General features: G+C 67.4%; 19 protein-coding genes. 5 read left to right on the plus strand and 14 right to left on the minus strand.

Annotated elements, in window-relative coordinates; all coding sequences use genetic code 11:
* Window positions 1–417: 417 nt before the first annotated feature.
* From rsmA to ACS5PK_RS14655, 3 genes are read right to left on the minus strand one after another with little or no spacing between them, the layout of a single operon-like run.
* A complete protein-coding gene (gene rsmA, locus ACS5PK_RS14645) occupies window positions 418–1,179 on the minus strand; it encodes a 16S rRNA (adenine(1518)-N(6)/adenine(1519)-N(6))-dimethyltransferase RsmA (RefSeq protein WP_439440994.1) in 762 nt (253 codons plus the stop codon).
* Between the two features lie 13 nt (window positions 1,180–1,192).
* On the minus strand, window positions 1,193–2,509 hold the full coding sequence (locus ACS5PK_RS14650; protein WP_439440995.1) for a peptidylprolyl isomerase: 1,317 nt from the start codon (window positions 2,507–2,509) through the stop codon (window positions 1,193–1,195).
* Window positions 2,502–4,997, minus strand: coding sequence for an LPS-assembly protein LptD (locus tag ACS5PK_RS14655; RefSeq protein ID WP_439440996.1), 2,496 nt, complete (start codon window positions 4,995–4,997; stop codon window positions 2,502–2,504). Before ACS5PK_RS14655 ends, ACS5PK_RS14650 begins: the two co-directional genes overlap by 8 nt.
* A gap of 106 nt (window positions 4,998–5,103) precedes the next feature.
* Here ACS5PK_RS14655 and ACS5PK_RS14660 point away from each other — a divergent pair, with 106 nt between their 5' ends.
* On the plus strand, window positions 5,104–6,141 hold the full coding sequence (locus ACS5PK_RS14660) for an aminoglycoside phosphotransferase family protein (RefSeq protein WP_439440997.1): 1,038 nt from the start codon (window positions 5,104–5,106) through the stop codon (window positions 6,139–6,141).
* Between the two features lie 18 nt (window positions 6,142–6,159).
* On the opposite strand, the gene ACS5PK_RS14665 is transcribed toward ACS5PK_RS14660, so the two are convergent.
* From ACS5PK_RS14665 to argS, 7 genes are all read right to left on the minus strand, one after another.
* A complete protein-coding gene (locus ACS5PK_RS14665) occupies window positions 6,160–7,107 on the minus strand; it encodes a LysR family transcriptional regulator (protein WP_439440998.1) in 948 nt (315 codons plus the stop codon).
* Between the two features lie 38 nt (window positions 7,108–7,145).
* Window positions 7,146–8,648, minus strand: a complete 1,503-nt coding sequence (locus ACS5PK_RS14670) for an RNA polymerase factor sigma-54 (RefSeq protein WP_439440999.1) — start codon at window positions 8,646–8,648, stop codon at window positions 7,146–7,148.
* A gap of 12 nt (window positions 8,649–8,660) precedes the next feature.
* Window positions 8,661–9,434, minus strand: a complete 774-nt coding sequence (gene lptB / locus ACS5PK_RS14675) for an LPS export ABC transporter ATP-binding protein (protein WP_439441000.1) — start codon at window positions 9,432–9,434, stop codon at window positions 8,661–8,663.
* Window positions 9,431–10,066 carry a lipopolysaccharide transport periplasmic protein LptA gene (lptA, locus tag ACS5PK_RS14680; RefSeq protein ID WP_439441001.1) on the minus strand — a complete coding sequence of 212 codons (636 nt, stop codon included), beginning with the start codon at window positions 10,064–10,066 and terminating at the stop codon, window positions 9,431–9,433. The genes lptB and lptA overlap by 4 nt, the downstream gene beginning before the upstream one ends.
* A gap of 156 nt (window positions 10,067–10,222) precedes the next feature.
* A complete protein-coding gene (locus ACS5PK_RS14685; protein ID WP_439441002.1) occupies window positions 10,223–10,888 on the minus strand; it encodes a thiol:disulfide interchange protein DsbA/DsbL in 666 nt (221 codons plus the stop codon).
* A 39-nt stretch (window positions 10,889–10,927) separates the two neighbouring features.
* Window positions 10,928–11,581 carry an SPOR domain-containing protein gene (locus ACS5PK_RS14690; protein ID WP_439441003.1) on the minus strand — a complete coding sequence of 218 codons (654 nt, stop codon included), beginning with the start codon at window positions 11,579–11,581 and terminating at the stop codon, window positions 10,928–10,930.
* 83 nt (window positions 11,582–11,664) lie between these two features.
* Window positions 11,665–13,389 carry an arginine--tRNA ligase gene (gene argS, locus ACS5PK_RS14695; RefSeq protein ID WP_439441004.1) on the minus strand — a complete coding sequence of 575 codons (1,725 nt, stop codon included), beginning with the start codon at window positions 13,387–13,389 and terminating at the stop codon, window positions 11,665–11,667.
* Between the two features lie 141 nt (window positions 13,390–13,530).
* Here argS and ACS5PK_RS14700 point away from each other — a divergent pair, with 141 nt between their 5' ends.
* The gene (locus tag ACS5PK_RS14700) at window positions 13,531–14,931 is read left to right on the plus strand and encodes a serine/threonine-protein kinase (protein ID WP_439441005.1); all 1,401 of its coding nucleotides are present in this window, start codon (window positions 13,531–13,533) and stop codon (window positions 14,929–14,931) included.
* Window positions 14,932–15,073: 142 nt separating this feature from the next.
* Window positions 15,074–15,454, plus strand: coding sequence for a hypothetical protein (locus ACS5PK_RS14705; protein WP_439441006.1), 381 nt, complete (start codon window positions 15,074–15,076; stop codon window positions 15,452–15,454).
* A gap of 68 nt (window positions 15,455–15,522) precedes the next feature.
* Here ACS5PK_RS14705 and ACS5PK_RS14710 read toward each other — a convergent pair whose 3' ends face one another.
* Together ACS5PK_RS14710 and ACS5PK_RS14715 are read right to left on the minus strand one after the other, a co-directional pair.
* Complete coding sequence (locus tag ACS5PK_RS14710) at window positions 15,523–15,978, minus strand: DUF2214 family protein (protein WP_439441007.1); 456 nt, start codon at window positions 15,976–15,978, stop codon at window positions 15,523–15,525.
* 36 nt (window positions 15,979–16,014) lie between these two features.
* Window positions 16,015–16,950 carry a LysR family transcriptional regulator gene (locus ACS5PK_RS14715; protein ID WP_439441008.1) on the minus strand — a complete coding sequence of 312 codons (936 nt, stop codon included), beginning with the start codon at window positions 16,948–16,950 and terminating at the stop codon, window positions 16,015–16,017.
* A gap of 218 nt (window positions 16,951–17,168) precedes the next feature.
* On the opposite strand from ACS5PK_RS14715, the gene ACS5PK_RS14720 reads away from it, so the two are divergent.
* Window positions 17,169–17,858 (plus strand): haloacid dehalogenase type II, encoded by a 690-nt coding sequence (locus tag ACS5PK_RS14720; RefSeq protein WP_439441009.1) that lies wholly within the window; start codon window positions 17,169–17,171, stop codon window positions 17,856–17,858.
* Window positions 17,859–17,888: 30 nt separating this feature from the next.
* Window positions 17,889–20,081 (plus strand): malate synthase G, encoded by a 2,193-nt coding sequence (locus tag ACS5PK_RS14725; RefSeq protein WP_439441010.1) that lies wholly within the window; start codon window positions 17,889–17,891, stop codon window positions 20,079–20,081.
* 87 nt (window positions 20,082–20,168) lie between these two features.
* Here the strand turns inward: ACS5PK_RS14725 and ACS5PK_RS14730 are convergent, their stop codons facing one another.
* Window positions 20,169–22,139, minus strand: coding sequence for a prolyl oligopeptidase family serine peptidase (locus tag ACS5PK_RS14730; RefSeq protein WP_439441011.1), 1,971 nt, complete (start codon window positions 22,137–22,139; stop codon window positions 20,169–20,171).
* 135 nt (window positions 22,140–22,274) lie between these two features.
* Window positions 22,275–24,851, minus strand: coding sequence for a TonB-dependent receptor plug domain-containing protein (locus ACS5PK_RS14735; RefSeq protein ID WP_439441012.1), 2,577 nt, complete (start codon window positions 24,849–24,851; stop codon window positions 22,275–22,277).
* Between the last annotated feature and the right edge of the window lie 122 nt (window positions 24,852–24,973).

Genomic DNA, 24,973 nt, shown 5'->3' on the forward strand with positions numbered 1-24,973 from the left:
CGGGCTACTGAGGTGGCCCCGGTTGCTGAGAAGCCTGCAACGAAGAGCAGCAAGGCTGCAGCAAATGCCAATTTCGGCATGAACATGCCAATGATGAGCAGCGCCTTTGATACGGCCATGTGGCTGAGCGCGGCCTGATTGAACACCCCCTACGGCCTGACGGCCGCCCCCTCAAGGGGGCAATACCGACTGCCCGGCAGAGCCGGATCAGCGGTATTCGCTAGGGGCGAAGCCCACCGGCTTGCTCCGGTGGGCTTCTTTGCTTTTGGGGGTCGATCCCGTGCAGGATCTGGCGCTGGCGGATTGCCCGCCCCTACGGCCTGACGGCCGCCCCCTCAAGGGGCAGGCAGAGCCGGATCCGAGGCCGCCGAGTAATGCCGCGCAAGCAGAAAAAGCCCGCTCACTGGCGGGCTGTGCTCAATTCTGGAGCTGCTGGGCCAGGGCCACGTATTCGTGGACCGGCACTTCCTCGGCCCGGCGCTGCAAGTCGAAATGGCCCTGGAAGCCGCGCTGGGCGAGCCAGACGCCCAGGCTGTGGCGCAGGAGCTTGCGGCGCTGGGAGAAGGCCGCAGCAACCATCTGCTCGAGCAGTGCCGGATCCAGCGCCGGCGGCTGAGCCAGCGGGATCATGCGCACGATGGCGGAGTCCACGCGCGGCGGTGGATCGAAGCACTCGGGCGGCACGTCCAGCACCGACTCGATGTCATAGCGCCACTGCAGCATCACCGACAGCCGGCCGTAGTCCTTGCAGCCCGGGGAGGCCGCCATGCGGTCCACGACTTCCTTCTGGAGCATGAAGTGATGGTCGACAACATGGTCGACGAAACCCAGCAGGTGGAACAGGATGGGCGTGGAGATGTTGTAGGGCAGATTCCCCACCACGCGCAGCTTCCTGCCCTTGGCTGCAGCAATGGCCGCGAAGTCCACCTTCAGCACATCGGACTCGATCACCTCCAGGTCGCCCCGCTTGCGCAGACGGGCTGCGAGATCTCGGTCCAGCTCGATGACGGTGAGCGGCTGGATGCGGGCCAGCAGCGGCAGCGTCATCGCGCCCAGGCCGGGGCCGATCTCCACCATGACATCGCCAGGCTCCGGCGCGATGGCATCAATGATGGATTCGATCATCGCGCCGTCCGTCAGGAAATGCTGACCGAAGCGCTTGCGGGCGACGTGCTGCATCAGGCGCCTTCGCTCACTGCCACTCGCGCATCTCGATGAAGGCGTTGGCGCGCAACTCCTTCAGCCAGTCCTTGTAGGCATCCTCGTAGCGGCGCTCGCGCAGGGCGACTCGCGCCTGCTCGCGCAGCTGCTTGGGCTCCAGCTCGACCTGGCGGCGCTCCAGCACCTGGATCATGTGCACCCCGTAGCGGGACATCACCGGACCGGAGATGCCGTTCAGCGGCAGCGCGTTCATCGCTTCCTCGAACTCGGGCACGAAAGCACCCGGACTCACCCAGCCCAGGTCGCCGCCATTGGGCGCGCTGCCATCCTCGGAGTTGTCCCGGGCCACCTGCTCGAAGCTGGTCTGTCCAGCCTCGATGGCTCGCTTGAACTCCTGCAGGCGGCGAGCCGCCACCTCGGGCGTCAACTGCTGCGAGGGGCGCAGCAGCACGTGGCGCGAATGGGTCTGGGTGATGATGTTGGGATTGGCCGCTGCCTCCCGAGCCAGCAGCTTGATGATATGGACACCCACTTCCGAACGGATCAGGCGCGGATTGACCTGGCCCGGCTTGAGTTCCCGCACGGCATCGACAAAAACGTCCGGCAGGCGCTCCGCCTGTCGCAGGCCCACCTCGCCGCCGCGGTCCTTGTTGGCATCCTCGGAGAACTCGCGCGCAATTCTGGCGAAATCCTCGCCGGCCTTGATGCGCGCCAGGGCGGTCTCGGCGCGAGCCAGGCGCTCGGCCACCTGGGCCTGCGTGCTCTTCTCCGGAATGGGCACCAGCACCTGGGCGATGTTCAGCTGGGGATTGCTGTCCGCCTTGGCCTGGCGTTCCTCCAGGTAGCGGTCGATGTCGCCGTCGTTGATGCTGATGCGCTTCTGCACTTCCCGCTCGCGGACCCGTTCCATGAGCATCTGGTCGCGCAGGTTCTCGCGGAAGGTCTTGAAGTCCATGCCGTCGGCCTTGAGACGCTCCTTCAGCTCGGGCATGGTCAGCTTGTTCTGCGTGGCCACATTGGCCACCACACGATCCAGCTCGGGCTCATCCACCCGCTGGCCGGTCTCGCGCGCCAGGGTCACCATCGCGCGCTCCTCGATCAGCGCCTCCATGGCCTGCTTGCGCAGCGCCTCCATGTCAGGATTGGCCTCGCCGCGCCGCCGCGCCTCGGCACGCGCGCGCTCGGCCCGCAGCGTGATCTCGCTGGCGGCCACGACGTCCTGGTTCACCACCACGGCGATGTGGTCCCCGGGCTTGATGCGACTGGCACCGGACTGGGCCGAGGCCAGGGGCAGCACGCCGGCGCAAAGGCCGACGACAAGAAGAGTGCGTAGGGACAGATCAGTCATAGATGCCATGAGAGCTGGCCGAGCGGTCTGAGCTCAGCTGACGGTAACCGGGGATATTGTCCTTCAAGACCTTGAGCGCATTGGAACCCAGCTGGGAGAGGCCCACCAGCTCGATCTGCAGCAGCAGCCGCGTGTTGGTCTCGGCGCGTCCCGCGGAGAGGCGCTCTGCACCCACGCGCAGCACCCAGCAGCCGGCGTCGTACTCGAAGCCCACCACCGAGTCGGTGAGGCGCCGGTCCCGCATGCTGTACTGGATGCGACCCGCGCTGTACCAGGCGCCGCTGCAGCTGCCGGCGCTGCTGCTGCGGCGCTGTGGGCGGTCGGAGGCACCGAACAGCGGCCATTGCCAGGCCAGCTCCACCTGCTCGCTCTGCTCGCGCGCCAGGCGGTAGGCCACGCTGACCGTGCGGAAGGGCCCAGGTGCGTAGCGGGCACGCAGCACCGAGCGCATGGTCCGGCCGGCCTCGGGGCTGTACTGCAAGGCACCATCCATCCACCAGCGTCGGTCCAGATGGGCGGCGCCCAGGAGCAGGACGTCGGACACCCGCTGCGACACCGGCTTGTCGTCCGGCGTCACACGCTGGTCCGCGAACAGAAAGCGCTGCACCAGGCCCAGGCGCAGCATCTCCTCGCCCTGCGCGGCATCCAGCCAGCGCGAGGTCACTCCTGCCGTCAGTGAATGGGCATCAGACACGCGGTCCACGCCGGAGAACTGGTTCTCGGCGTAGATGGAGTCAGCGTTGAAGTCCTTGGCGGCGCTGTCGAAGCGCGGGAAGAGGTCCTGCTGGCGATAGGGCGTGCGCACATACAGCAGGCGGGGCTCCAGGCTCTGCTGCATGGCGCGGTCGAACAGGGTCGTGTTGCGCTCGAAGACCCAGCCATGGTCCAGGCTGAAGGTCGGGATGCTGCGGCCCAGCTTGGTCCGGCCGTCAGCCACGGGCTGATCCAGGCGATAGCGCGCGGCGTTGAGCGAGAGCTTGGGCACCAGCCACCAGGCAGCACCGCCCATGGGCAGGCTTACATGGCCCAGCAGGTGCACGCGCTCGCCAGTGTTCTGGCCTTGCGGCAGCGCCGCGGTGGCCAGGTCGAAGCGGTTGTATTCCAGCTCCAGCCCGCCCTCAAGACGAGCGCGGCGCCCCCAAGGGCGGAAACCGCCCAGCACCAGGTCGTCGGCCTGGGTATTGAGCCGCAGGCCCACCTGCGGGGAGCGCTGGTAGGGCGTCTCGAACTGTGCGGTCTCGTCCAGGCCCTGCAAGGCCTGCCAGCGCTGCACGCGCACGTAGGTCTGCATCTCGCCCCAGCCATGGCTGCGCAGGCGGCTCAGGCTGAAATCGGCCGGCAGCAGGCGCTGCGGCACGTTCTGCAGGCGCCGGGGCATGTCTTTCCAGTATTCGTCATCCGAGACGCGCTCCAGGCGCCAGCGATAGCGCCAGTCGTCCATGAGTTCGCCGTCGTGACTCAGGCGCAGGTCCCAGCGGCTGCGATCGATGATGCGGTCGCGCGGCAGCCAGGCCAGGTTCAGCTGGCCGGCATGGCCCGTTTCCAGGTAGCGGAACTCGCTGTCCAGGCCCGCCCCGCGGCGTGTCATGAAGAAGGGCGTGAGGGTGGCGTCGCGCTGCGGCGCGATGTTCCAGTAGTAGGGCAGACCCAGCTCGAAGCCGCTGCGGTTGTCCAGGCCCATATTGGGCGGCAGCCAGCCCGACTTGCGCCCCTCGCCCAGAGGGAAGCTCAGCGCCGGAGCAGCCAGGATGGGCACACCGTAGAAGCGCAGCACGGCGTCCTCGGCCACGCCCTCGTTGGCATCGAAGTTCATGCGCAGCTGCTTGGTCGTGAGCTGCCAGGCCGGTCGTCCGCTGCCTTCCTCGACGGGGCAGCTGGAGTAGGTCGCCCCATCGGCCTGCACATGCGAGGCGTCGATGAAGCGCAGGCGCTGAGCGCGGCCGCTGCCGCCGGTCAGCGCGAAGCTGTACTGCGGCGAGAGGAACTCGCCCTCGAACCTCTCCAGGTACAGCTGCAGGCTGGGCCCGCGCACGACGGTGCCGTTGCGACTGACCTCCACGGAGCCCTCGGCACGGGCAAGGTCCTTCACCTGGTCATAGCTGAGCTGGTCTGCACGCAGCAGCAGGTCGCCGTAGCGCAGGCGGACCTGCCCCTGGGCGAGGGTCTGGGCATCCAGCTGGCTCTTGAGCGACTCGGCCTCCAGCACCAGGGCAGGCTTCTGCTCGACACCACCGTGGCGCACCGCGTCCAGGCTGCGAGCAGGCTTCAGGCGTGGCGGGATGGCCTCGGGATCGAGGGTCTGTGCACCCACACCCATGGCCGCCAACGCCAATGGCGTCAGGACGAGCAGGGAGCGCAAGGGGGGCAGAGAGGGCAGCAGGACGGGAGCGGGACGCAGCACGGCGACGGCATCGTTCGAGGTGGAGTGGCAGCCTGCGGGGCAGGCCGGCGCTCGCCATGACGGCGGTTTGTAGAATTCATTATCCATGAGCCGGCCGCCGCGCCCCCCTGCCATCAGGCAGGGATTGGGCAGGGACCGGCCCGCCTCCCCTTCCGCCTGCAGCGCTGTGCGCTGCCCTGATCAGCAATCGCACATGTCCACTGTCTCCTGGCCCGATCCTGCCCGTGCCGAGCTCCTGCACCACTGGCTGCAAGGCTTGGACCCCGCCCTCGGCCTGCGCGCCGGCACCCTGCGGCCGGCCAGCGAGGACGCCAGCACCCGCCGCTACCTGCGCCTGGACGCTGCCCAGGGCCCCTTGGTGCTGATGGACGCCCCGCCAGCCAGCAACGACCTGCGCCCCTTCCTGCAGGTCGGCGAGCAGCTGCGCCAGGCTGGCCTGCATGCCCCCCAGGTGCTGGCCAGCTCGACCGAGCTTGGCTTCATGCTGCTGGAGGACCTGGGCAACACACCCTATCTGCAGGCCCTGCTGCAGGCCGAACCCAGGGAGGCGGACCGCCTGATGCGCGCGGCCATCGGCGCCCTGGTGCAATGGCAGTCCCGCGCCGATGCGAGCGCTCTGCCGGCCTATGACGAGGCCTTCGTGCGCCGCGAGCTGCAGATCTTCGTCGACTGGTGCGTGCTCAAGGAATACGGACGCCAGTGGACCGAGCAGCAGCAGGCCTGGTGGGAGATGAGCTGCAAGGCCCTGGTGCGCAACATGCTGGATCAGCCCCTGGTGGCCATGCACCGCGACTACATGGTGCGCAACCTGATGGTCTGCGAGCCCCTGCCCGGCATCCTGGACTTCCAGGACATGGTGCGCGGCCCGCTCTGCTACGACATCGCCTCCCTGCTGCGCGACGCCTTCATCTCCTGGGACGAGGAGCGCGAGCTGGACTGGGCCATCCGCTACTGGGAGCAGGCGCGCCGCGCTGGCGTTCCCATCGGCGACGACTTCGGCGAGGTCTGGCGCCGCATCGAATGGTGCGGCCTGCAGCGTCACCTGAAGATCCTGGGCATCTTCTGCCGCCTCAAGCACCGCGACGGCAAACCCCGCTACGCCGAGGACCTGCCGCGCCTGTTCGCCTACGCGATCAAAGTCAGCACGCGCTATGTGGAGCTGTCCCCGCTGACGCATCTGCTGCAGGACCTGCGCGGCGACCTGGTGCAGGACGGTTTCAGCCTGCGCTGATCGGCCTCGGGGCCAGGATCAGCGGGTGGCGCACCCCGCGGCTTCCAGCCAGGGGTCATGATCCTGGCCGCCGAAGACGCTGACCAGGAAGTCCAGGAAGACCCGCGTGCGGGCCGGCAGGAACTTGCGCGAGGGCATGGCGGCCCAGATGTCATAGCTCTGCAGCCGCCACAGCGGCAACACGCGCTCCAGCGCGTGCTCCATCAGCGCGTCCTCGATCATGAAGGAAGGCAGGGCGGCGACGCCCAGGCCGTGCAGGGCAGCGGCGTAGTTGGTGTCGTTGTGGCCGGTGGTCAGCACGCCGCGGCGGCATTCGCCCTCGATGCGCTCGTCGGGCGCCTCACGCCGGCCCCGCACGAAGACGATGCCGCGCTGCTGGATGGCCATGGGCGGCACCAGCACATCGTGCTGATGCAGCTCCTGCGGATGCTGGGGCCGGCCGCGGCGCTGCAGATACTCGGGCGCGGCACAGAGAATGACCTCGGTGCGTGCCAGGCGTCGGGCGACGAAGTCCCCCTGCAGCGGTTCCTTGGTGCTGAGGATGCTGATGTCGAAGGCCTCGTCGATCTGGGTCACCGGGCCCGGCGAGTGCAGCTCCAGGGTCACATGCGGGTACTGCTGATGGAAGCGGGCCAGGTGCTTGGCCAGTTGGTGCACCGCGATGGCCGGCGGCACCAGCACGCGCACATGGCCACGTGCCTCATGAGTGGCGGACTGCACCAGGGCCTGGGCATCCTCCAGCTCCATCAGCACGCGGCGGCAACGCTCCAGATAGGCCTCGCCCACCTCGGTCAGGGCCAGGCGGCGGGTGGTGCGGTTCAGCAGCCGGGCGCCCAGGTGCTCCTCCAGGTCGGCCACCAGGCGGGTCACGACGGCCGGCGCCAGGTCCAGGGCCCGCGCGGCGCCGGCGAAGCTGCCCTCGTCGATGACCCGGGCAAACACTCGCATCGCCTTGAGCTGGTCCATGGATGAGGCATCTCCGTAGGGCAGGGGGCCAACAAGGGTCAGGTCTTGCGCATATTGGCCGGCGCGATCTTCAGGGCCTCGCGGTATTTGGCCACCGTGCGCCGCGCCACCTGGATGCCCTGCTCCTCCAGCATGCTGGCCAGGGCGCTGTCGGACAGCGGCTTCTTCGGGTCCTCGGCCGCGACGAACTGCTTGATCAGGGCCCGCACCGCCGTGCTGGAGGCATTGCCGCCTGTCTCCGTCGCCAGACCGGAGCCGAAGAAGTACTTGAGCTCGAAGGTCCCCCAGGGCGTGGCCATGTACTTGGCGGTGGTCACCCGGGAGATGGTGGATTCGTGCAGGCTGAGTTCGTCGGCGATCTCGCGCAGCACCAGGGGCTTCATGGCCAGCTCGCCGTGGGTGAAGAAGCCCTTCTGGCGTTCCACGATGGCCTCGGAGACGCGCAGGATGGTGTCAAAGCGCTGCTGGATGTTCTTGATGAACCAGCGCGCCTCCTGCAGTTGGCCGCCCAGCGGCGAGTTGGTGACGCCCCCGCGGGTCTGCCGCAAGGCCTGCGCATACAGCTCGTTGATGCGCAGCTTGGGCGCCACCTCGGGGTTGATCATCACCCGGAATCCGCGGCCCGACTTCTGCACGATGACGTCAGGAATCACTGCCTGCGCCACGCTGCGGGCAAAGGGGCGGCCAGGCTTGGGCTCCAGTCGGGCGATCAAGGCCTGTGCCTCGCGCAGCAGGGGCTCGTCGGCGCCCGTCAGCGAGCCCAGGCGGCGCAGGTCGCGCCGCGCCAGCAGTTCCAGGTGCTGCTTGCAGATCAGGATGGCCACCGCCTGAACCTGGCTGCGCGGCTGCGCGCGCAGCTGCAGCACCAGGCACTCGGAAAGATCGCGCGCCCCCACGCCGGCCGGCTCCAGGCTCTGCAGCCATTTCAGCGCGCAGCGCAGGCGGTCCAGCAGCTCGTCCTGCGCCTCGGGGTCGCCTTCCGGATTGAGGCTGCTGGCGATCTCTTCCAGCGAGTCCTCCAGGTAGCCGTCCTCGTTCAGGGACTCGATCAGCACCAGCAGGGCGGCCCGGTCTTCGTCCCCAAGGGTCATGCCCGCCATCTGCGCCTGCAGATGCTCCTGCAGGCTGATGCTGCCGGCGTCGGTGTCTGCGCGGTCCTCGCCATCGTCGCTGGGCGCGGCATTGCCGCTGGGCAGCTCGCGGATGCCGTCGAAGTCGTCGCCCTCCGTGCCGTTCTCCCAGTCCTCGCGCTCGGTGGTGCCAAAGTCCTCGGCCCGCATCTCGCCCAGCGCTTCACCGCCTTCCTCGCCCCCCGTGCCTTCGTCGGCAGCATTGCCAGCAGGCGCCTGCAGCTCTGCGCGTGGAGCTTCCTGGCGGGTCTCGAACTCTTCCTCGGTCTCCAGCAGCGGGTTCTGGGCCAGCATCTGCTCGACCTCCTGGTTCAGCTCCAGGGTCGAGAGCTGCAGCAGCCGGATGCTCTGCTGAAGCTGGGGCGTCAGCGAGAGATGCTGGGACAGGCGGACCTGCAGGGAGGGCTTCATCGGCGGCCGCCCTTACATGCGGAAGTGTTCGCCCAGATAGACCTTGCGGACCTCGGGGTTCTGGACGATCTCGTCCGGCTGCCCCTCGGCCAGCACGCGGCCCTCGCTGATGATGTAGGCGCGGTCGCAGATGCCCAGGGTCTCGCGCACATTGTGGTCAGTGATCAGCACCCCGATGCCGCGTGCCTTCAGGAAGCCGATGATGCGCTGGATCTCCAGCACCGCGATGGGGTCCACGCCCGCGAAGGGCTCATCCAGCAGGATGAAGCGCGGCTGGGTAGCCAGGGCACGCGCGATCTCCACGCGGCGGCGCTCGCCCCCCGACAGGGCCGGCGCCGGGCTGTCGCGCAGCTTCTCGATGCTGAGGTCTGCGAGCAGGCTCTCCAGCACCTCGTGCACCCGGGACTCGGGCCAGGACTTGCCGTGCTCGTCCTGCTGCAGCTCCAGCACGGCGCGGATGTTCTCCTCCACGCTGAGCTTGCGAAAGATGGAGGCTTCCTGGGGCAGGTAGCTCAGGCCCAGGCGGGAGCGCTGGTGGATGGGCAGGCGCTGGACCGGCCGGCCATCGATGCGGATCTCGCCGGCATCGGCACGCACCAGGCCCACAATCATGTAGAAGCTGGTGGTCTTGCCGGCGCCGTTGGGTCCCAGCAGGCCGACCACCTCGCCGCTGTTGACAGCCAGGTGCACGTCCTTGACGACCTTGCGCACGCCGTAGCTCTTCTGCAGGCCTTCGGCCTCCAGGCGGCTGGGCGGCCCGGCTTCGAGGGCGGGGCGCTGGTTCATGGCGTCTTGCGCTGGGGCTGCAGACCGGGGCTGGGTTGCAGCTGCAGGGAAGGCGTGGAAGCGGCCGGCGCAGGCGCCGAGGCACTGCCGCGCGGGCTCATCACCAGACGGACCCGACCATTGGGCTGCAGGGCGCCCTGCCCGCCCTCCACGCCGAAGACCTCGGTGCGGTTGTCATAGACGATGACGGCGCCGCTGACCTCGTCCACCACCACCGTGCCGCGCATGCGGCGCACCACGGCATTGCCGATGAAGCGCACGGTATCGGCTCGGCCGTCGTACTCGAGCTGGTCGGCATAGCCCTGGATGGACTCGCCGGCCACGTCGCGGTCCTGGCGGAAGCTGACGGGCTTGCCGGTCTCGCCCTGGGCATAGGCCAGGTAGAAGCCGTCAGCCCCCTCCTGGATGTCCATGCGCTCGGCCTTCAGCTGCATGCTGCCGCGGCTGAGGATGACGTTGCCGTTGAGTTCGGTCCGCTGGCGCACCACGTCCAGGCGCCCGCCCTTCTCGGCACTGACGCTCAGTGGCTTGTTGGCATCGTCCCGCGCCGCGTGGGCCGGGGTCATGCCCATCAGTCCCGTCGACAGGGACAGGCACAGCAGGGCGGAGGCTCGCAAGCCGGTGGCAGTCATACAGCGCTCGGACGGAAGTTCAGGGGTTGCACGGCCCGGCAGCTTGGGCGCCCGCAGACGCCGCGCGCCAAGGCACGGTTCTTGCAGACCATTCTGCCACGAGGCGGCTCTTGCCAGCCCCCATGGCCGGGGGCTTGGCGCAGGGAATGTCGCGGCTCAGACGCCCTGGCGGACCCGCTTGACCAGATAGTCCATGACGCCCAGTGCACGCAGCACGCTCTGCTCCTCGTCGATGCGCTGGCCGGCACCTGCCATGGCAGGGGAGGTCAGGTAGCGACCCGCAATACCCACGGAGGGCACGCCTTCGATGCGGAAGGCTTCGGCCAGCTTGTCGGCCTGGCGGCACTTGTTGTCGACGCCGAAGGAGCCGAAGGTGTCCTTGAACTTGGCCGCATCGACGCCATGCCTGGCCACGAAGGCGGTCATGGCGTCCAGTTCATCCAGGCGCTGGTTCTGGCGGTGAATGGCGTCAAAGATCTTGCCCCGCAGTTCGGCCTCCTTGCCCAGGGCCTCCAGCGCGAAGAAGGTGCGCTGGTGCACGCGCATGTTCGGACGGAACAGCACATGGCACTTGCGGAAAGCGACGTCAGGCGGCAGCTGGGCCGTCCACACCGACAGGGCAGGCTCAAAGACATAACAGTGCGGGCAGCCGTACCAGAAGAACTCCACCACCTCGATCTTGCCGGGCATGGTGGGCAGCGGCTGCTGGAGCTTCTGGTAGTGGCGGCCCTCGACCGGCCCACCCTGGGCCAGGGCGACGAGGGGCAGGTTCAACCCAGCCAGGCCGGCTGCGGCAGTGAAATCACGGCGCTTGATGCTCATGACGATCTCCTGGAATCGATGGTATCCACCGGCCGCCTGTCAGCGTGCGACACGGGCCAGATTGGCCTCCATGCCGGCGGCCTCGACCTTGCTGCGCTGCCCTTCGGCCTCGTCGCGGTTCTCCAGCGGGCCGATGCGCACGCGATAGACGGTGCGACCCGACTGCTCTTTCTCGTAGACCTTGGACGCGAAGCCGGCCATGGCCAGCTTGGCGCGCTGCGCCTCGGCGTCTTCAGCCTTGAGAAAGGCCCCCACCTGAACGTAGTACAGGCTGCCGGCATCGGCAGCGGCTTTCTCCGCGGTCTTCTCGGCCACCTTTTCCATGACCTTGTCGACGGGCTTGTCGGTCGTCTTTTCGACGGGCTTGTCGACGGGCTTGTCGGTCGCCTTCTCCGGCGGCCGCACCGCCTCCTGCGGCAGGGGCGTGGAGGCCGGTGCCGCGGGGCTCAGCACACCGCTGGCGCTGCGCGCAGCCTTGCCTGCCAAGGGGGCGTTGGGGTCCCAGTTCTTGTTGCGGGCAGCCTCCTCGGCGTCCTGCTCGGCCGTGCGCTGCGGCACCTTGTTGACGAAGGGGATGGGCACCTTGGTGATGTAGAGCGCCACGCCCAGCGCGATCGCCAGACCCAGCAGCAGGCCCACGATCAGCCCCAGGACAAATCCACCGCGCTGCTTGCCAGCTTCAGCCTTGCTCATGCCATCTCCATGCTCGCGGCCCCACCCGGGACCGACCCTTCAACGCGGCGGATTCTAGGTCCGCCGACCGGTCAAGGCGGACGTCAGGCCGCTGCCTCGCGCGCCATGACTTCCGGGGCGCTGACGCCCAGCACCGCCAGCGCATTGCGGATCACCTGCCGAGTGGCCGCCAGCAGGGCCACGCGAGCGCGGGTCAGCTCGGGAGCCTGGTCCAGCACGCGCTCGGCGGCGTAGTAGCTGTGATAGGCGCCGGAGAGATCGCGCAGGTAGAAGGCCACGTCATGCGGGGCCAGGTCTTGCGCAGCGCTGGACAGCATGCGGGGGTAGTCGGCCAGCTTGAGCATGAGGGCGGCCTCGGTAGGGGCCGTCAGCAGGCTCAGGTCGGCACCGGCCAGGCCGGCTTCGTCGCCGCCCTGCTCGGCCCACTTGCGGATCACGGAGCAGATGCGCGCATGGGCGTACTGCACGTAGAAGACCGGGTTCTCGTCGTTCTGCTTCAGGGCCAGGTCCACGTCGAAGGTGAACTCCGTGTCGGCCTTGCGGCTGATCAGGAAGAAGCGCACGGCGTCACGGCTGGTCCAGTCGATCAGATCGCGCAGGGTCACGTAGGAGCCGGCGCGCTTGGAGATCTTGACCTCCTCGCCGTTCCTCATGACCGTGACCATCTTGTGCAGGATGTAGTCCGGGAAGCCCTGCGGAATGCCCAGGTTCTGCGCCTGCAAGCCGCCGCGAACGCGGGCGATGGTGCCGTGGTGGTCGGTGCCCTGGATGTTGATGCACTGGGTGTAGCCGCGGCCGAACTTGTTGACGTGGTAGGCCACGTCCGGCACGAAATAGGTGAAGCCGCCCTCGCGCTTGCGCATCACCCGGTCCTGGTCGTCGCCATAGTCCGTCGAGCGGAACCACAGTGCGCCGTCCTTCTCGTAGGTCTTGTCGCTGTCGATCATGCGCTGCACCGCGGCTTCGAGCTGGCCGTTGGCATAGACGCTGGATTCAAGGAAGTAGTTGTCGAACTTGAGGCCGAAGGCCTGCAGGTCCAGATCCTGTTCGTGACGCAGATAGGCCACGGCGAACTGGCGAATGCCGTCGAGGTCCTCGACATCGCCCGAGGCAGTGAACTCACGGTCATCGGCCTTGACGGTTTCCTTGCGCAGGAAGGCGTCGGCGATGTCCTGGATGTAGTCGCCGTTGTAGAACTTCTTGCTCTCGGGATTGTCAGGATCGGTGGGCCAGCAGGCGTCGCCCGGCTTGAAGCCCTTGAGCCGCAACTGCGTGGAGTGGGCCAGCGTGGCGATCTGCACGCCAGCGTCGTTGTAGTAGAACTCCCGGGTCACATCGTGGCCCTGGGTCTTGAGCAGCGAGCAGATCGCATCACCCAGCGCGGCCTGGCGGGCATGGCCCACATGCAGCGGGCCGGTCGGGTTGGCCGAGACGAACTCGATCATCACGTGCTTGCCGGTTGCCGGACGGTCGCCGAAATGGCTGCCGGTGCCCAGCACCTCGGCGACGACCGCCTGCTTGGCGGCATCCTTGAGGCGGATATTGATGAAGCCCGGGCCGGCGATCTCCATCGCCGAGACCCAGCGCTCGAAGGCCGGACTGGCCTGCAGCTTCTGGATCAGCTGCTCGGCCAGCGCGCGCGGGTTGGCCTTCAGCGGCCGCGCCAGCTGCATGGCGGCCGTACAGGCCAGGTCGCCATGGCTGGCCTGCTTGGGCGATTCGAAGGCCGGGGCCAGGGCGGCCTCGGGGCTGAGGGAGTGGATGGCCTCGCCCAGGGCGGCGAGCAGTTCCTGCTTGGCTTGGATCATGGGCGCGATTCTACGAAACCCCCGCCTCCCAACGCCGCAGTCGGCAGCCTGTGCCATCGCGGAACAGCTGTTGCCGAGGCCTGTTACTGCCTGTTCACGGTCTTGCCTCGTCCGGGGGCCTGGGGCACGATACGTGCCGTCATGAGCATTGACTCCCGCACCCTCGCCGGTTCCCTGCCGTCCGCCGGCTCGGATGCCCTGGGCCCGATCTCCGCGCGGGACCTGCCCGCCTACATCGGCAAGTACAAGGTGCTGCGGCAGCTGGGCGAGGGCGCCACCAGCGATGTCTTCCTGGCTCTGGACGAATTCCGCGACCTGGAGGTGGCCATCAAGCGCCAGCGCGCCTGGGCCAGCCAGCAGCCCGAGTCCGCCGAAGGGCAGATCAGCTGGCGCTTCTTCGCCGCCGAGGCCGCACTGGCGGGGCGGCTGCAGCACCCCAACGTGGTCCAGATCCTGGATGCCGTCCCCGACGCCGACGCGCCCTTCCTCGTGATGGAGTACGTGCCCGGCGTCACTCTCAAAAGCTTCTGCCGCAGCGACCGCCTGCTGCCCCTGGACCAGATCGTGGAGCTGGGCTTCAAGTGCGCCATGGCCCTGGGCTATGTGTTTCGCCAGGGCGTCATCCACCGCGACGTCAAGCCGGCCAATCTGCTGGCCGTGCTGGACGCCCAGGGCCAGGTAACGGACGTCAAGGTCAGCGACTTCGGCAGCGCCCTGAACCTCAACGCCGACCAGACCCAGATCCACCGCGTCGGCTCCCTGGCCTACATGCCGCCTGAGCAGATCGAGGGCGGCGACGTCGGCTGCCAGGCCGACATCTACGCCCTGGGCGCCGTGCTCTACCACCTGATCGCAGGCCGCCCGCCCTTCGACGCGCCCAACCAGATGGCGCTGATGCACCAGATCTACCACCAGACGCCGCAGCCCCTGACCGACCTGCGCGGCGGGGTGACGCCCGAGCTGGACGCCGTCATCCAGAAAGCCCTGGCCAAGCACCCGGCCGAACGCTTCCCGGACTGGGACAGCTTCGCCACCGCGCTGTCCCAGTTGGTGGCGAAGCAACTGGTGCCGTTGGCGCGGCTGTACGAGGTCAAGGATTCCGAGCGCTTCAACCTGGCGCGCAGCCTGGAGTTCTTCGCCGGCTTCGGGGACGTGGAGCTGTGGGAGGTGGTGCACCGTGCCAAGTGGCGCCGCTACCCCGAGGGCCATGCGCTCTACAAGAAGGGCCAGGAGGGCAACAGCTTCCACATCATCGCCGCGGGCGAGGTGGAGGTCTTCCGCGACGGCCAGCAGGTCGCGACCCTGGGCACCGGCACGTCCGTGGGCGAGATGGCCTACCTCGCGCCCAATCCCGAGCTGCGCCGGCACAGCACCGACATCCGCGTGACACAGGTCTGCACCACGATCTCCTTCACCCCCGAGTCCCTGGCCCTGCTGAGCCCAGAGTGCCAGCACCGCTTCGACCGGGCCTTCATCCAGGTCCTGGTGCGGCGTCTGCATGCGGCGCATGAGGCCATCGCCCATCCGCGGCGGATTCTCTGAGCGAGGTCAACCGCGAGCCCGCCCCATGCATTGAATCCCCACGGCGCCCTCAGGCAAGACCTGACCCCAGTGCCCTCACGACAGCCGTTCCCCGCAGTTCGCAGTGCTGTACCCGTAGTCCACCATCAAAGGCAGTTCCACCATGAAGAAGTCCCTTTCCCTCCTGGCCCTGAGCTTCGTGCTGGGCGCCGCCCATTTCTCGGCCCTGGCCGCCAGCTGTGACGAGCAGGCCACCGAGAAGAAGCTGGCCGGTGCGGCCAAGACCAGCTTCCTGAAGAAATGCAATGCCGACGCTGGCGCCGCCAATGGCTGCGATACCCGGGCGGCCGAGAAGAAGCTGGCCGGCGCTGCCAAGACCAGCTTCCTGAAGAAGTGCACTGCCGATGCCGCCGGTGGTGCTGCCTCAGAAGCCAAGCCCGATCCGGCCGCCGCCTGCGAGGCCAAGGCCGCAGAGAAGAAACTGGCAGGCGCCGCCAAGAACAGCTTCGTCAAGAAGTGTGCGGCGGACGCCGCCAAGGGCTGACCCCCGCTCCTGCGCTGACATGCCAAGGCCCGCCTCGAGCGGGCCTTGGTTCTTCCAGGCGCGCCCCTTCAGCGGGTCAGCACGCCTCGCGCCAGCAAGGCCCCGAGGATGGGGAAGACCAGGATCAGGTGCGCCTGGATCATCACCAGCCTGCGCGTGGCGGCAATTTCCGCGGCCTCGGGAAGACGCCCTTCCGCGGCCAACTGCCGGCCCCAGCGGCGGAAGGTCAGCGTGGGCTTGATGGACATCAGGCCCACGATCACGAACAGCGTCAGCTTGGCATGCAGCAGGGGCTGGCCCCAGTACCAGGCCGAGCCCTTGATGCCCAGATAGGCGCGCAGCAGGCCCGAGGCCAGCACCGCCACCGCGGCGATGCCGTAGATGAGGTCCACCCGCTGCAGGCGCTTCACCACCGCAGCATTGAGCCACTCGACGCGGCACAGCGCCGCCTCGCTGCTGATGAAAACCACCAGGGTCAGGATGGACAGCCAATGAAAGATGGCCAGGCCGGTCTCAAGCACCATCGACGCACTCCCTGAATTGCAATGCCTGCGGAAAATTCAGGCGGAGTGTGCCTCAGACGCAGCACCCTGGCGCTGCCAGTACTCCGTGCTGCCGTAGTGGTGTTTGAGGAAGTCGATCCACAACCGCACCCGCAGCGGCAAGTGCTTGCGCTGCGGGATCAGGGCGTAGATGCCATTCGGCGGCGCGGCGAAGTCGTCCAGCACCGAGACCAGGCGACCTGCGGCGACGTCCGCCTCCACCTCCCAGGTGCTGCGCCAAGCCAGTCCCAGGCCGGCCAGGCACCAGTCGTGCAGCACCTGCCCATCGCTGCAGTCCAGCCGGCCCACGGGGCGTATGTGCTGCAGCTGCCCGTCCACGGTGAAGGCCCAGCCGCGCGACTGGCTGGCATCAGAGCTCAGCACCAGGCAGGCATGGCGGGACAGCTCGTCCGGATGCTGCGGGATGCCGGCGCGCTTCAGGTAGCCGGGCGCCCCCACGCACAGGCGGCGGTTGTCCGCGAGGCGCATGCTGACCAGGCTGGAGTCAGCCAGGTCGCCCACGCGCACGGCGCAGTCGAAGCCCTCGTGCACGATGTCCACCACGCGGTCCGAGAGGTTCAGGGACAGGGACACGTCCGGATGCTGGGCCAGGAAGTCCGGCACCAGGGGCGCCACATGGCGGCGGCCGAAACCGGCCGGCGCCGTGATGCGCAGGTGGCCGCTGGCCTTGATGCCGCCCGCGCTGACACTGGCCTCCGCATTGGCGAAGTCCACCAGCAGGCGCTGGCAATCCTCCAGGAACGCCGTGCCTTCATGTGTCAGCGAGAGCCGCCGCGTCGTGCGCAGCAGGAGCTTCACGCCCAGGCGAGCCTCCAGGGCGTCGATGCGCCGCCCCATGACCGCAGGCGCCACACCTTCCGCCTGCGCGGCGGCGGTAAGGCTGCCCTTGGTCGCCACGGCGACAAAGGATTCGATCTGTTTGAGCCGGTCCATGCGTCACATTCTGCGCCCGCAGCTTTGAAAAGATGGCAATGGATCTGAAATTGTTGGATTTACACCTATGTAAGGTTGCAATCCTCATTTCACTCAATGAAAAGATGTTTCTCAAAGTGGAATCAGCGCCATGAATCGCCAGATCTTTGCGTTTTGATCACGAATCTCCTGGTGTGCAGCGCAGCAATCAGACGACCTTTTGGCCCTAAATTGGCAACATGACCCGCCCCCCTGTCCGCGCCGTGCTCTTCGATGCCTATGGCACGCTCTTTGACGTGCACAGCGTCGCGCTGATGGCCGAGCAGCTCTTTCCCGGCCAGGGCCAGTTGCTCTCCCAGCGCTGGCGGGACAAGCAGATCGAGTACAGCCGCCTGTGCTCCATGAGCGGCCAGTACCAGCCCTTCTGGGACCTCACCCGCGCCGCGTTGCGCCATGCCTGCCTCAGCCTGAAGCTCGCACCCGGCCCCGCAGGCGAAGAGCGGCTGATGAACCAGTACCGCCACCTCAGCGCCTTCCCCGAGAACCGCGAGGTGCTGCAGCAGCTGCAGGCCCGCGGCGTGCGCGCCGGCATCCTCAGCAATGGCGACCCCGGCATGCTGCAGATCGCCGTGCAGAGCGCGGGCCTCACGCCGTGGCTGGACCCGGTGCTCAGCGTGCACGAGACCGGCCGCTACAAGACTGACCCCGCCGCCTATGCCCTGGGCCCCGCCGCCCTGGGCCTGCCGGCGCGCGAGATCCTCTTCGTCTCCAGCAATGCCTGGGACGCCCTGGGCGCCACCTGGTACGGCTACACCACGCTGTGGGTCAACCGCCAAGGCCTGCCGCGCGAGCAGCTCGGCCCGGCGCCGCATCACGAGGCCAGCTCCCTGCGCGGGGTGCTGGCGCTCTTTCCCGATTCCGTTTCCTGATTCCATCCCCTTGCCTTCACGAGGTTTGCCATGAACGCACGCACTTCCCTCCACCGCCTGCAGGTCGACAGCCGCCTGGCTGCCTTCATCGACCAGGAGGTCCTGCCCGGCACCGGCGTGGACCGCGAGGCCTTCTGGGCCGGCTTCGACACCCTCGTGCATGAGCTGGCGCCCAAGAACGCCGCCCTGCTGGCCGAGCGCGACCGCATCCAGACCGAGATGGACCAGTGGCACAGCGCCCACCCCGGCCCCATCACCGACATGCCCGCCTACCAGGCCTTCCTGGAGCAGTTGGGCTACCTCGTGCCCGTGCCGGAGCAGGTGCAGGCCACCACCGCCAACGTCGACGCCGAGCTGGCCACCCAGGCCGGCCCGCAGTTGGTGGTGCCCATCCTCAATGCCCGCTATGCGCTGAACGCGGCCAATGCGCGCTGGGGCTCGCTCTATGACGCGCTCTACGGCACGGACGCCATCCCCGAGACCGACGGCGCCGAGCGCGTCGGCGCCTACAACCCGGTGCGCGGCGCCAAGGTGATCGCCTTCGCCCGCCAGGTGCTGGACCAGGCCGCCCCGCTGGCCGGCGCCTCGCACAAGGACGCCACCGGCTACCGCGTCGAGAACGGCCGCCTGGTGGTGAGCCTCTCCAATGGCAGCAGCACCGGCCTGCAGGACGCGGCACAGTTCGCCGGCTACCAGGGCGAGGCCGCGGCGCCGAGCAGCGTGCTGCTGGTCCACCACGGTCTGCACCTGGACATCCAGATCGACCGCAGCACCGCCATCGGCAAGACCGACGCCGCAGGCATCGCCGACGTGGTGATGGAAGCCGCCCTGTCCACCATCCTGGACCTCGAAGACTCCGTGGCCGCCGTGGACGCCGAAGACAAGCTGCTGGCCTACCGCAACTGGCTGGGCATCCAGCGTGGCACGCTGACCGAGGAAGTCGCCAAGGGCGGCAAGACCTTCGTGCGCCGCCTCAACGCCGACCGCCGCTACACCGCACCCACGGGCGGCGAGCTGGTGCTGCATGGCCGCTCGCTGATGTTCGTGCGCAATGTGGGCCACCTGATGACCAACCCGGCCATCCTCTGGGACGGCGGCAAGGAGATCCCCGAGGGCATCATGGACGCGGTCATCACCACCGCCATTGCCCTGCATGACCTGAAGCAGCTCTCCGGCAGCGGCCTGCGCAACTCGCGCCGCGGCTCCATCTACATCGTCAAGCCCAAGATGCACGGGCCGGCCGAGGTGGGTTTTGCCAATGAGCTCTTCGGCCGCGTCGAGCAGTTGCTGGGCCTGCCCGACAGCACCGTCAAGCTGGGCATCATGGACGAGGAGCGCCGCACCTCGGTCAACCTCAAGGCCTGCATCGCCGCGGCCGCCAGCCGCGTGGCCTTCATCAACACCGGCTTCCTGGACCGCACCGGCGACGAGATGCACACCGCCATGCTGGCCGGCCCCATGCTGCGCAAGGGCGACATGAAGACCAGCGCCTGGATCCAGGCCTATGAGCGCAGCAACGTGCTGGTGGGCCTGGCCTGCGGCCTGCGCGGCCGTGCCCAGATCGGCAAGGGCATGTGGGCCATGCCGGACCTGATGGCGGCCATGCTGGAGCAGAAGATCGGCCACCCCAAGGCCGGCGCCAACACTGCCTGGGTGCCCAGCCCCACCGCCGCCACCCTGCATGCCCTTCACTACCACCAGGTCAGCGTCGCGGCGGTGCAGCAGGCGCTGGAGAAGACCGACGAGGCCGCCGAGCGCGCCGGCATCCTGGAGAAGCTGCTGACCATCCCCGTAGCCGCCCAGGCGAACTGGAGCGCCGCCGAGCGCCAGCAGGAGCTGGACAACAACGTCCAGGGCATCCTGGGCTATGTGGTGCGCTGGGTGGACCAGGGCGTGGGCTGCTCCAAGGTGCCGGACATCCACAACGTCGGGCTCATGGAAGACCGCGCCACGCTGCGCATCTCCAGCCAGCACATCGCCAACTGGCTGCACCATGGCGTGGTGAGCGAGGCCCAGGTGCGCGAGACCTTCGCCCGTATGGCCGCCGTGGTGGACCAGCAGAACGCCGGCGATCCTGCCTACAAGTCCCTGGCCGCGCATCCGCAGGGCGCCGCCTTCCAGGCCGCGCTGGACCTGGTCTTCAAGGGCAAGGCGCAGCCCAGCGGCTACACCGAGCCCCTGCTGCACGCCTGGCGCCTGAAGGTCAAGGCCGGCCAGGCCTGAGCCTTGCCGCCGGGCCGCAGCATGGGCCCGGCGCCATGAAAAAGGGCGACCCTCGGGTCGCCCTTTGCTTTGGCACGGCGTGCCGGATCAGAGGTTCTTGGCCAGGAATTTCTCGACGCGGCCAAAGAAGTCCATCGTGGTATCCGTCCGCCAGCCGCTGTGGGCCTCGTCCGGATACACCACCCACTCCACATTGGGGTTATGCGGACGAAGGGCCGCCAGCATCTTCTCACCGTTGATCAGCGGCACCCGCACGTCCAGGCCGCCGTAGGCCATCAACACCGGCTGCTTGATCTCGGCGGCGCGGTGCACGGCCGAGGTCTGCTTGAACTGCTCGGCGTCCTTCTCCGGATCGCCGATCAGCACGCGCAGCGTGGTGTCCGGGCCGCCGAAACGGTTGAAGTCGGCCCAGGTGACGGTGAACATGAAGTTGGGGTCGGTCACGCCCACCCAGTTGATGCCGCACTTGTAGAGCTTGGGCTCCTTCACGAGGCCCATCATGGTCATGTAGCCACCATAGGAGGCGCCCATGATGCAGACGCGGCTGCTGTCGATCTTGCCCTGCTCGATCAGGTACTTCACGCCGTCAGCCACGTCGTCCTGCATGCCCAGGCCCCACTGCTTCCAGCCGGCCTTGTAGAGCTTGATGCCGAAGCCGGTGGAGGCGCGCGGTGCCGGCATGAAGACGGCGTAGCCCCGCGACACCAGGAACTGCACGCGGGCATCGAAGCCCCAGTGGATGGGACGCACCCACGGACCGCCGTAGTGCAGCACGATCAGCGGGAACTTGCCCTCGCCGGCCGGCAGCGTCAGCTGGCCCGGGATGCTCAGACCGTCGCGCGCCGGGTAGCGGAAGAAGGTGGTCGGACGCATCTGCGAAGGATTGATCCAGGGCTTGGCGCGGCCGATGCCTTCGAAGCTGCCCGACTTCAGATCGAACAGATAGAAGCTGCCCGGGTCACGATCGGAGCTCGACAGGATCAGGGCCACGCGGGCATCTTCCGGGCCGCGCAGCTGGATCATGTTGTGCTGGCCCGGCAGCTGCTTGTCGACCGCCGCCTGGATGGCGACCATCTTCTCGTCGATCCAGTAGGTGCCGGGGCGCGCTGCCTCGTAGCTCACGCCGATCAGACGGTTGCCGTCCGGCGACATCATCAGGCCACCGTCCAGGTCATAGCCCTTGATGGCGGCCACCGGCTCCTTGTCGAGCTGCCCGGACTTCAGGTCGAAGCGATAGATGCCCAGGTTGTCGTTGCCGGCGTAGGCCGACACGTACAGATTGCCCTCGGCATCGAAGCTCAGCGGATTGAGGGTCTGCGCCACATCCAGCTGGTTGTAGCTGTACACGGCACGCCAGGGCGCGTCAGCGCTGTCGCGCACGTGCAGGGTGAGCGAGTCTTCCGAACGGGACACGGCCGCACGGGGCACCAGGCGGGTGTCCAGCACCCAATGGATCACATCGCCAGGGCCACCCAGGCTGACGATGCTGTGGCGACCGGTGATGGTGTTCAGGCGATAGATATTGGAGCTGACCTTGCCCTTGGCCTGGCGCGAGCCGACGGTGACCAGCACTTCGTTGGTCGGCTTGCCGTTCTCGAACACGGTGCGCAGGAAGTCGGCGCTGGCGGGCAGCAGCTTCTGGCCATCGGACAGGAAAGCGCGCTCGGACAGCTGCTTGAAATCGCTGGCGTCGCGGTTGATGGCGAAGAGGCCCGAGGCGATCTGGTCGCCGCTGCCGCGTTCCTGGTCGTGGATGGAGAAGAGCAGGCGCTCGTCGGTGATCCAGCGCAGGTCGGTGACGTCACCGTCGGTGAAGTTGGTGATGATGGTGGCCTTGCGGGTGGCCAGGTCCACCACCACGATGTTCCAGCGGCCCTTGACCTCGCGCAGCGCGGCCATGAACTTGCCGGTAGGCGACAGGCGCGGCTGCATCAGGGCGGCAGACTTGAAGAAGTCCGCCATGGGAATGGGGGCGGGCGTCCCTTGCGCCCAGGCCGGCACACTCATCAGCGGTGCGGCCATCGCAGCGCCCAGCAGGCTGCGACGCTGCATGGACATGTGTTCTCCTGACATGAAACCTCCTATGTCGGGCTCGCGGCCGGCAGCAGGCGCTGCTGCCGGGTCCACGGCCCTGATCTGAATGAAAAAGGCGCCCGCAAAGGCGCCTTGGGACCTTACGTCAATCGTGGTCGATCAACGGAAGGTGTACTTGCCGCTCACGTAGATGTAGCGGCCGCGGTTCGAGTAGATCTCGGCGAAGCCCATCTGCGTGTAGCTGTTGCTCGACGCATTGGTCAGGCTCAGCGGCGGCATGCGGTCGAACAGGTTCTTGACGCCCACGCTCAGCTCCAGGTTCTTGAAACCGGAGTACTGCAGCAGTGCATCAGCCTCTTCGTAGGTGCCCACATAGCCGGTGTTGGGCTTGATGGGGAAGGGCTTGTCGGTATCGTAGAAACCGCCCACGGTCTTCCAGGTCACGCCATAGGTCCACGGGCCGTTCTCGACCGAGACGTTGACGCTGTTGCGGAAGCGCGGCGTGTTGTAGGTGCCCACGTACTCGGACCACTCGCCGTCGTCGCTGCCACGGGTCTTGTTGGTCGAGTAGTAGGTCAGCAGTTCACGCACCGACACATTGCCCAGGATGGTGCCGTTGAGGCGCCAGCGGGCATCCACGTCCACACCCGAGGTCTCGCGCTGGGCGAAGTTCTGCAGGTTGGTGAAGATGTTGAAGCGCGGACCCACCTTGGTGAAGCGGCCAGCTTCGATGGACGACGCCAGCGTGGGGGTGCTGATGTCGTTGGTCTTCTTGATCTTCCACCAGTCGACGCTGGCGCTGAAGCTCTTGCTCAGCTCGAACACGCCGCCCACGTTGAAGGTCTTGCCCTTCTCAGGCTGCAGGTCGGGGTTGGAACCATTGACCTGATAGGCCGACACCAGGCACTTGCCCTGAGCGTCCAGCGGCACGCCCAGGATCTTGCACTGATCCGGATCGGTGATGGTCACCGCGCCTTCTTCCTGGGCACCGAACAGCTGCTTCAGCACGGGAGCGCGGAAGCTGCCGGAGTAGGAGCCACGCAGGGCGAAGGTCGGGGTGGCCGTCCACTTCAGGCCGATCTTGGGGCTGCTGGAGCTGGCGTTGGGGTACTTGTCGTAGCGCAGCGCGGCCTGGGCTTCCAGGCTCTTCAGCACGGGGATGGACAGCTCGCTGAACACGGCCTTGTAGGTGCGGGCAGCATCCACGGGAGCCTGCTTGATCGAGCCCACCACCTTGCCGGCTTGCGTCAGCAGGTCGGGGGTATCAACCAGGGTTTCACGGTTCAAGTTGACGCCCACGGCGAACTTCATCATGCCGGCGGGCAGCTTGGTGACGTCACCGCTGAGCAGGGCGTTGAAGCTGGTCAGGACGGACTTGCCAGTGCGAACCGGGTTGACCTTCAGGCTGTCCACGAAGGCCGGGTCATTGGTGTTGACCGTCGGGTTCAGCTTGCCGCTCTCGGTGGCCGGGCCCCACTTGGTGGCGTCGTAGTAGTTGTGGTCGGTGTTGACCACCTTGCTCTCGCCGCGCGACACATTGACCTTCCAGTCATAGGTGCCGAAGCTGCCTTCCACGCCGGCGGCGGCGTTGATGAAGTCGGCCTTGCGGTCGGTGATGCGGGGGCCACCTTGCATGAAGCGGCCGGCGATGTAGACCTTGTCGGCGCCCAGGCCAAAGTCAGCCGGGATCTCGTAAGGACGCTGCGCCGCGTTGGTGATGGGCACCACGAAGTAGTCGGGCACCGGGTGGGCCTCGAAGTGGTCCTTGGAGGTCGAGTAGGTCACTTCCGCGAAGGCGCGGGTGTCCGGGTTGATCTGGTACGAGGCAATGGCCATCGCGCTCAGACGGTCGGCACCGTTGTAGGCCGTCAGGATGCTCTTGTTGAAGTCGTAGCGGCAGACCGTCCCGTTCAGGCTTTCAGCCGGGCAGGCCGAATAGGGCACGCCCACCAGAGCGCCGCTGTTGGGATCGATGACGTTGCCGAAGGGCGAGAACGAGCTGCGGGCGTCATTGCCGCCAAAGCGACGGAAGTCCACCGAGCTGGAGATGTCGCGGTCCTTGCGGTAGATCGGGTCGCGCTTCAGGTAGTCCAGGCCCACCAGAATGTTGAAGCGGTCCTTGTTCAGGTCGCCAAAGCCGGCGGAAGCGCCGAAGCGGGTTTCCTTGCCATCGCTGCGGCTGCTCTGGCCGGTGCTCAGGTTGGCTTCGATGCCTTGGTAGTCGGTCTTGGTGATGAAGTTCACCACACCGCCGATGGCGTCAGCGCCATAGATGGCCGAGCCGCCGTCCTTCAGGATCTGGACTTGCTCGATCGCGCCGATGGGCAGCGAGTTGATGTCGAAGGCTGCGCCGGCACCCGACGAATCGTACAGGGCGTTGACGGGCAGGCGACGGCCATTCAGCAGCACCAGGGTTTCGCTGCTGGACAGGCCACGCAGACGCACGTTGGCGGTACCGGAACCGGCCGGCGAGTTGGAGGCCAGCTCGCCCTGGTCGAAGATGTCGATCGAGGGGATGGAGCGCAGCAACTCGTTCACAGAGGTGGCGCCCGTGCGCTCGATCTGCTTGCGGGTCACGATCTCAACGGGAGACGGGCCTTCGGCATTGGTGCGCTTGATCGCCGAACCGGTGATCTCGACGCGCTCCAGCTGTTCCTGTGCTTGAGCCACGCCCAACGCAGCGCCCAGGCCAAAACCCAGCACCATGGCCTTGGCAACGGCAGTTTTCTTGAACATTCCTTCTCCTCGGGAATCGGAAGTCTGTGTATGAAAGAAGCAGGCTGATGGCCCACCTCCACTGAACCTTCTCACGGCGCGGGTGCGCGCTCGCGGAGGGACCCCGAATTTTTTACGACCCA

Source organism: Roseateles sp. DB2 (assembly GCF_051857535.1).
Taxonomy (GTDB): Bacteria; Pseudomonadota; Gammaproteobacteria; order Burkholderiales; family Burkholderiaceae_C; genus Roseateles_B.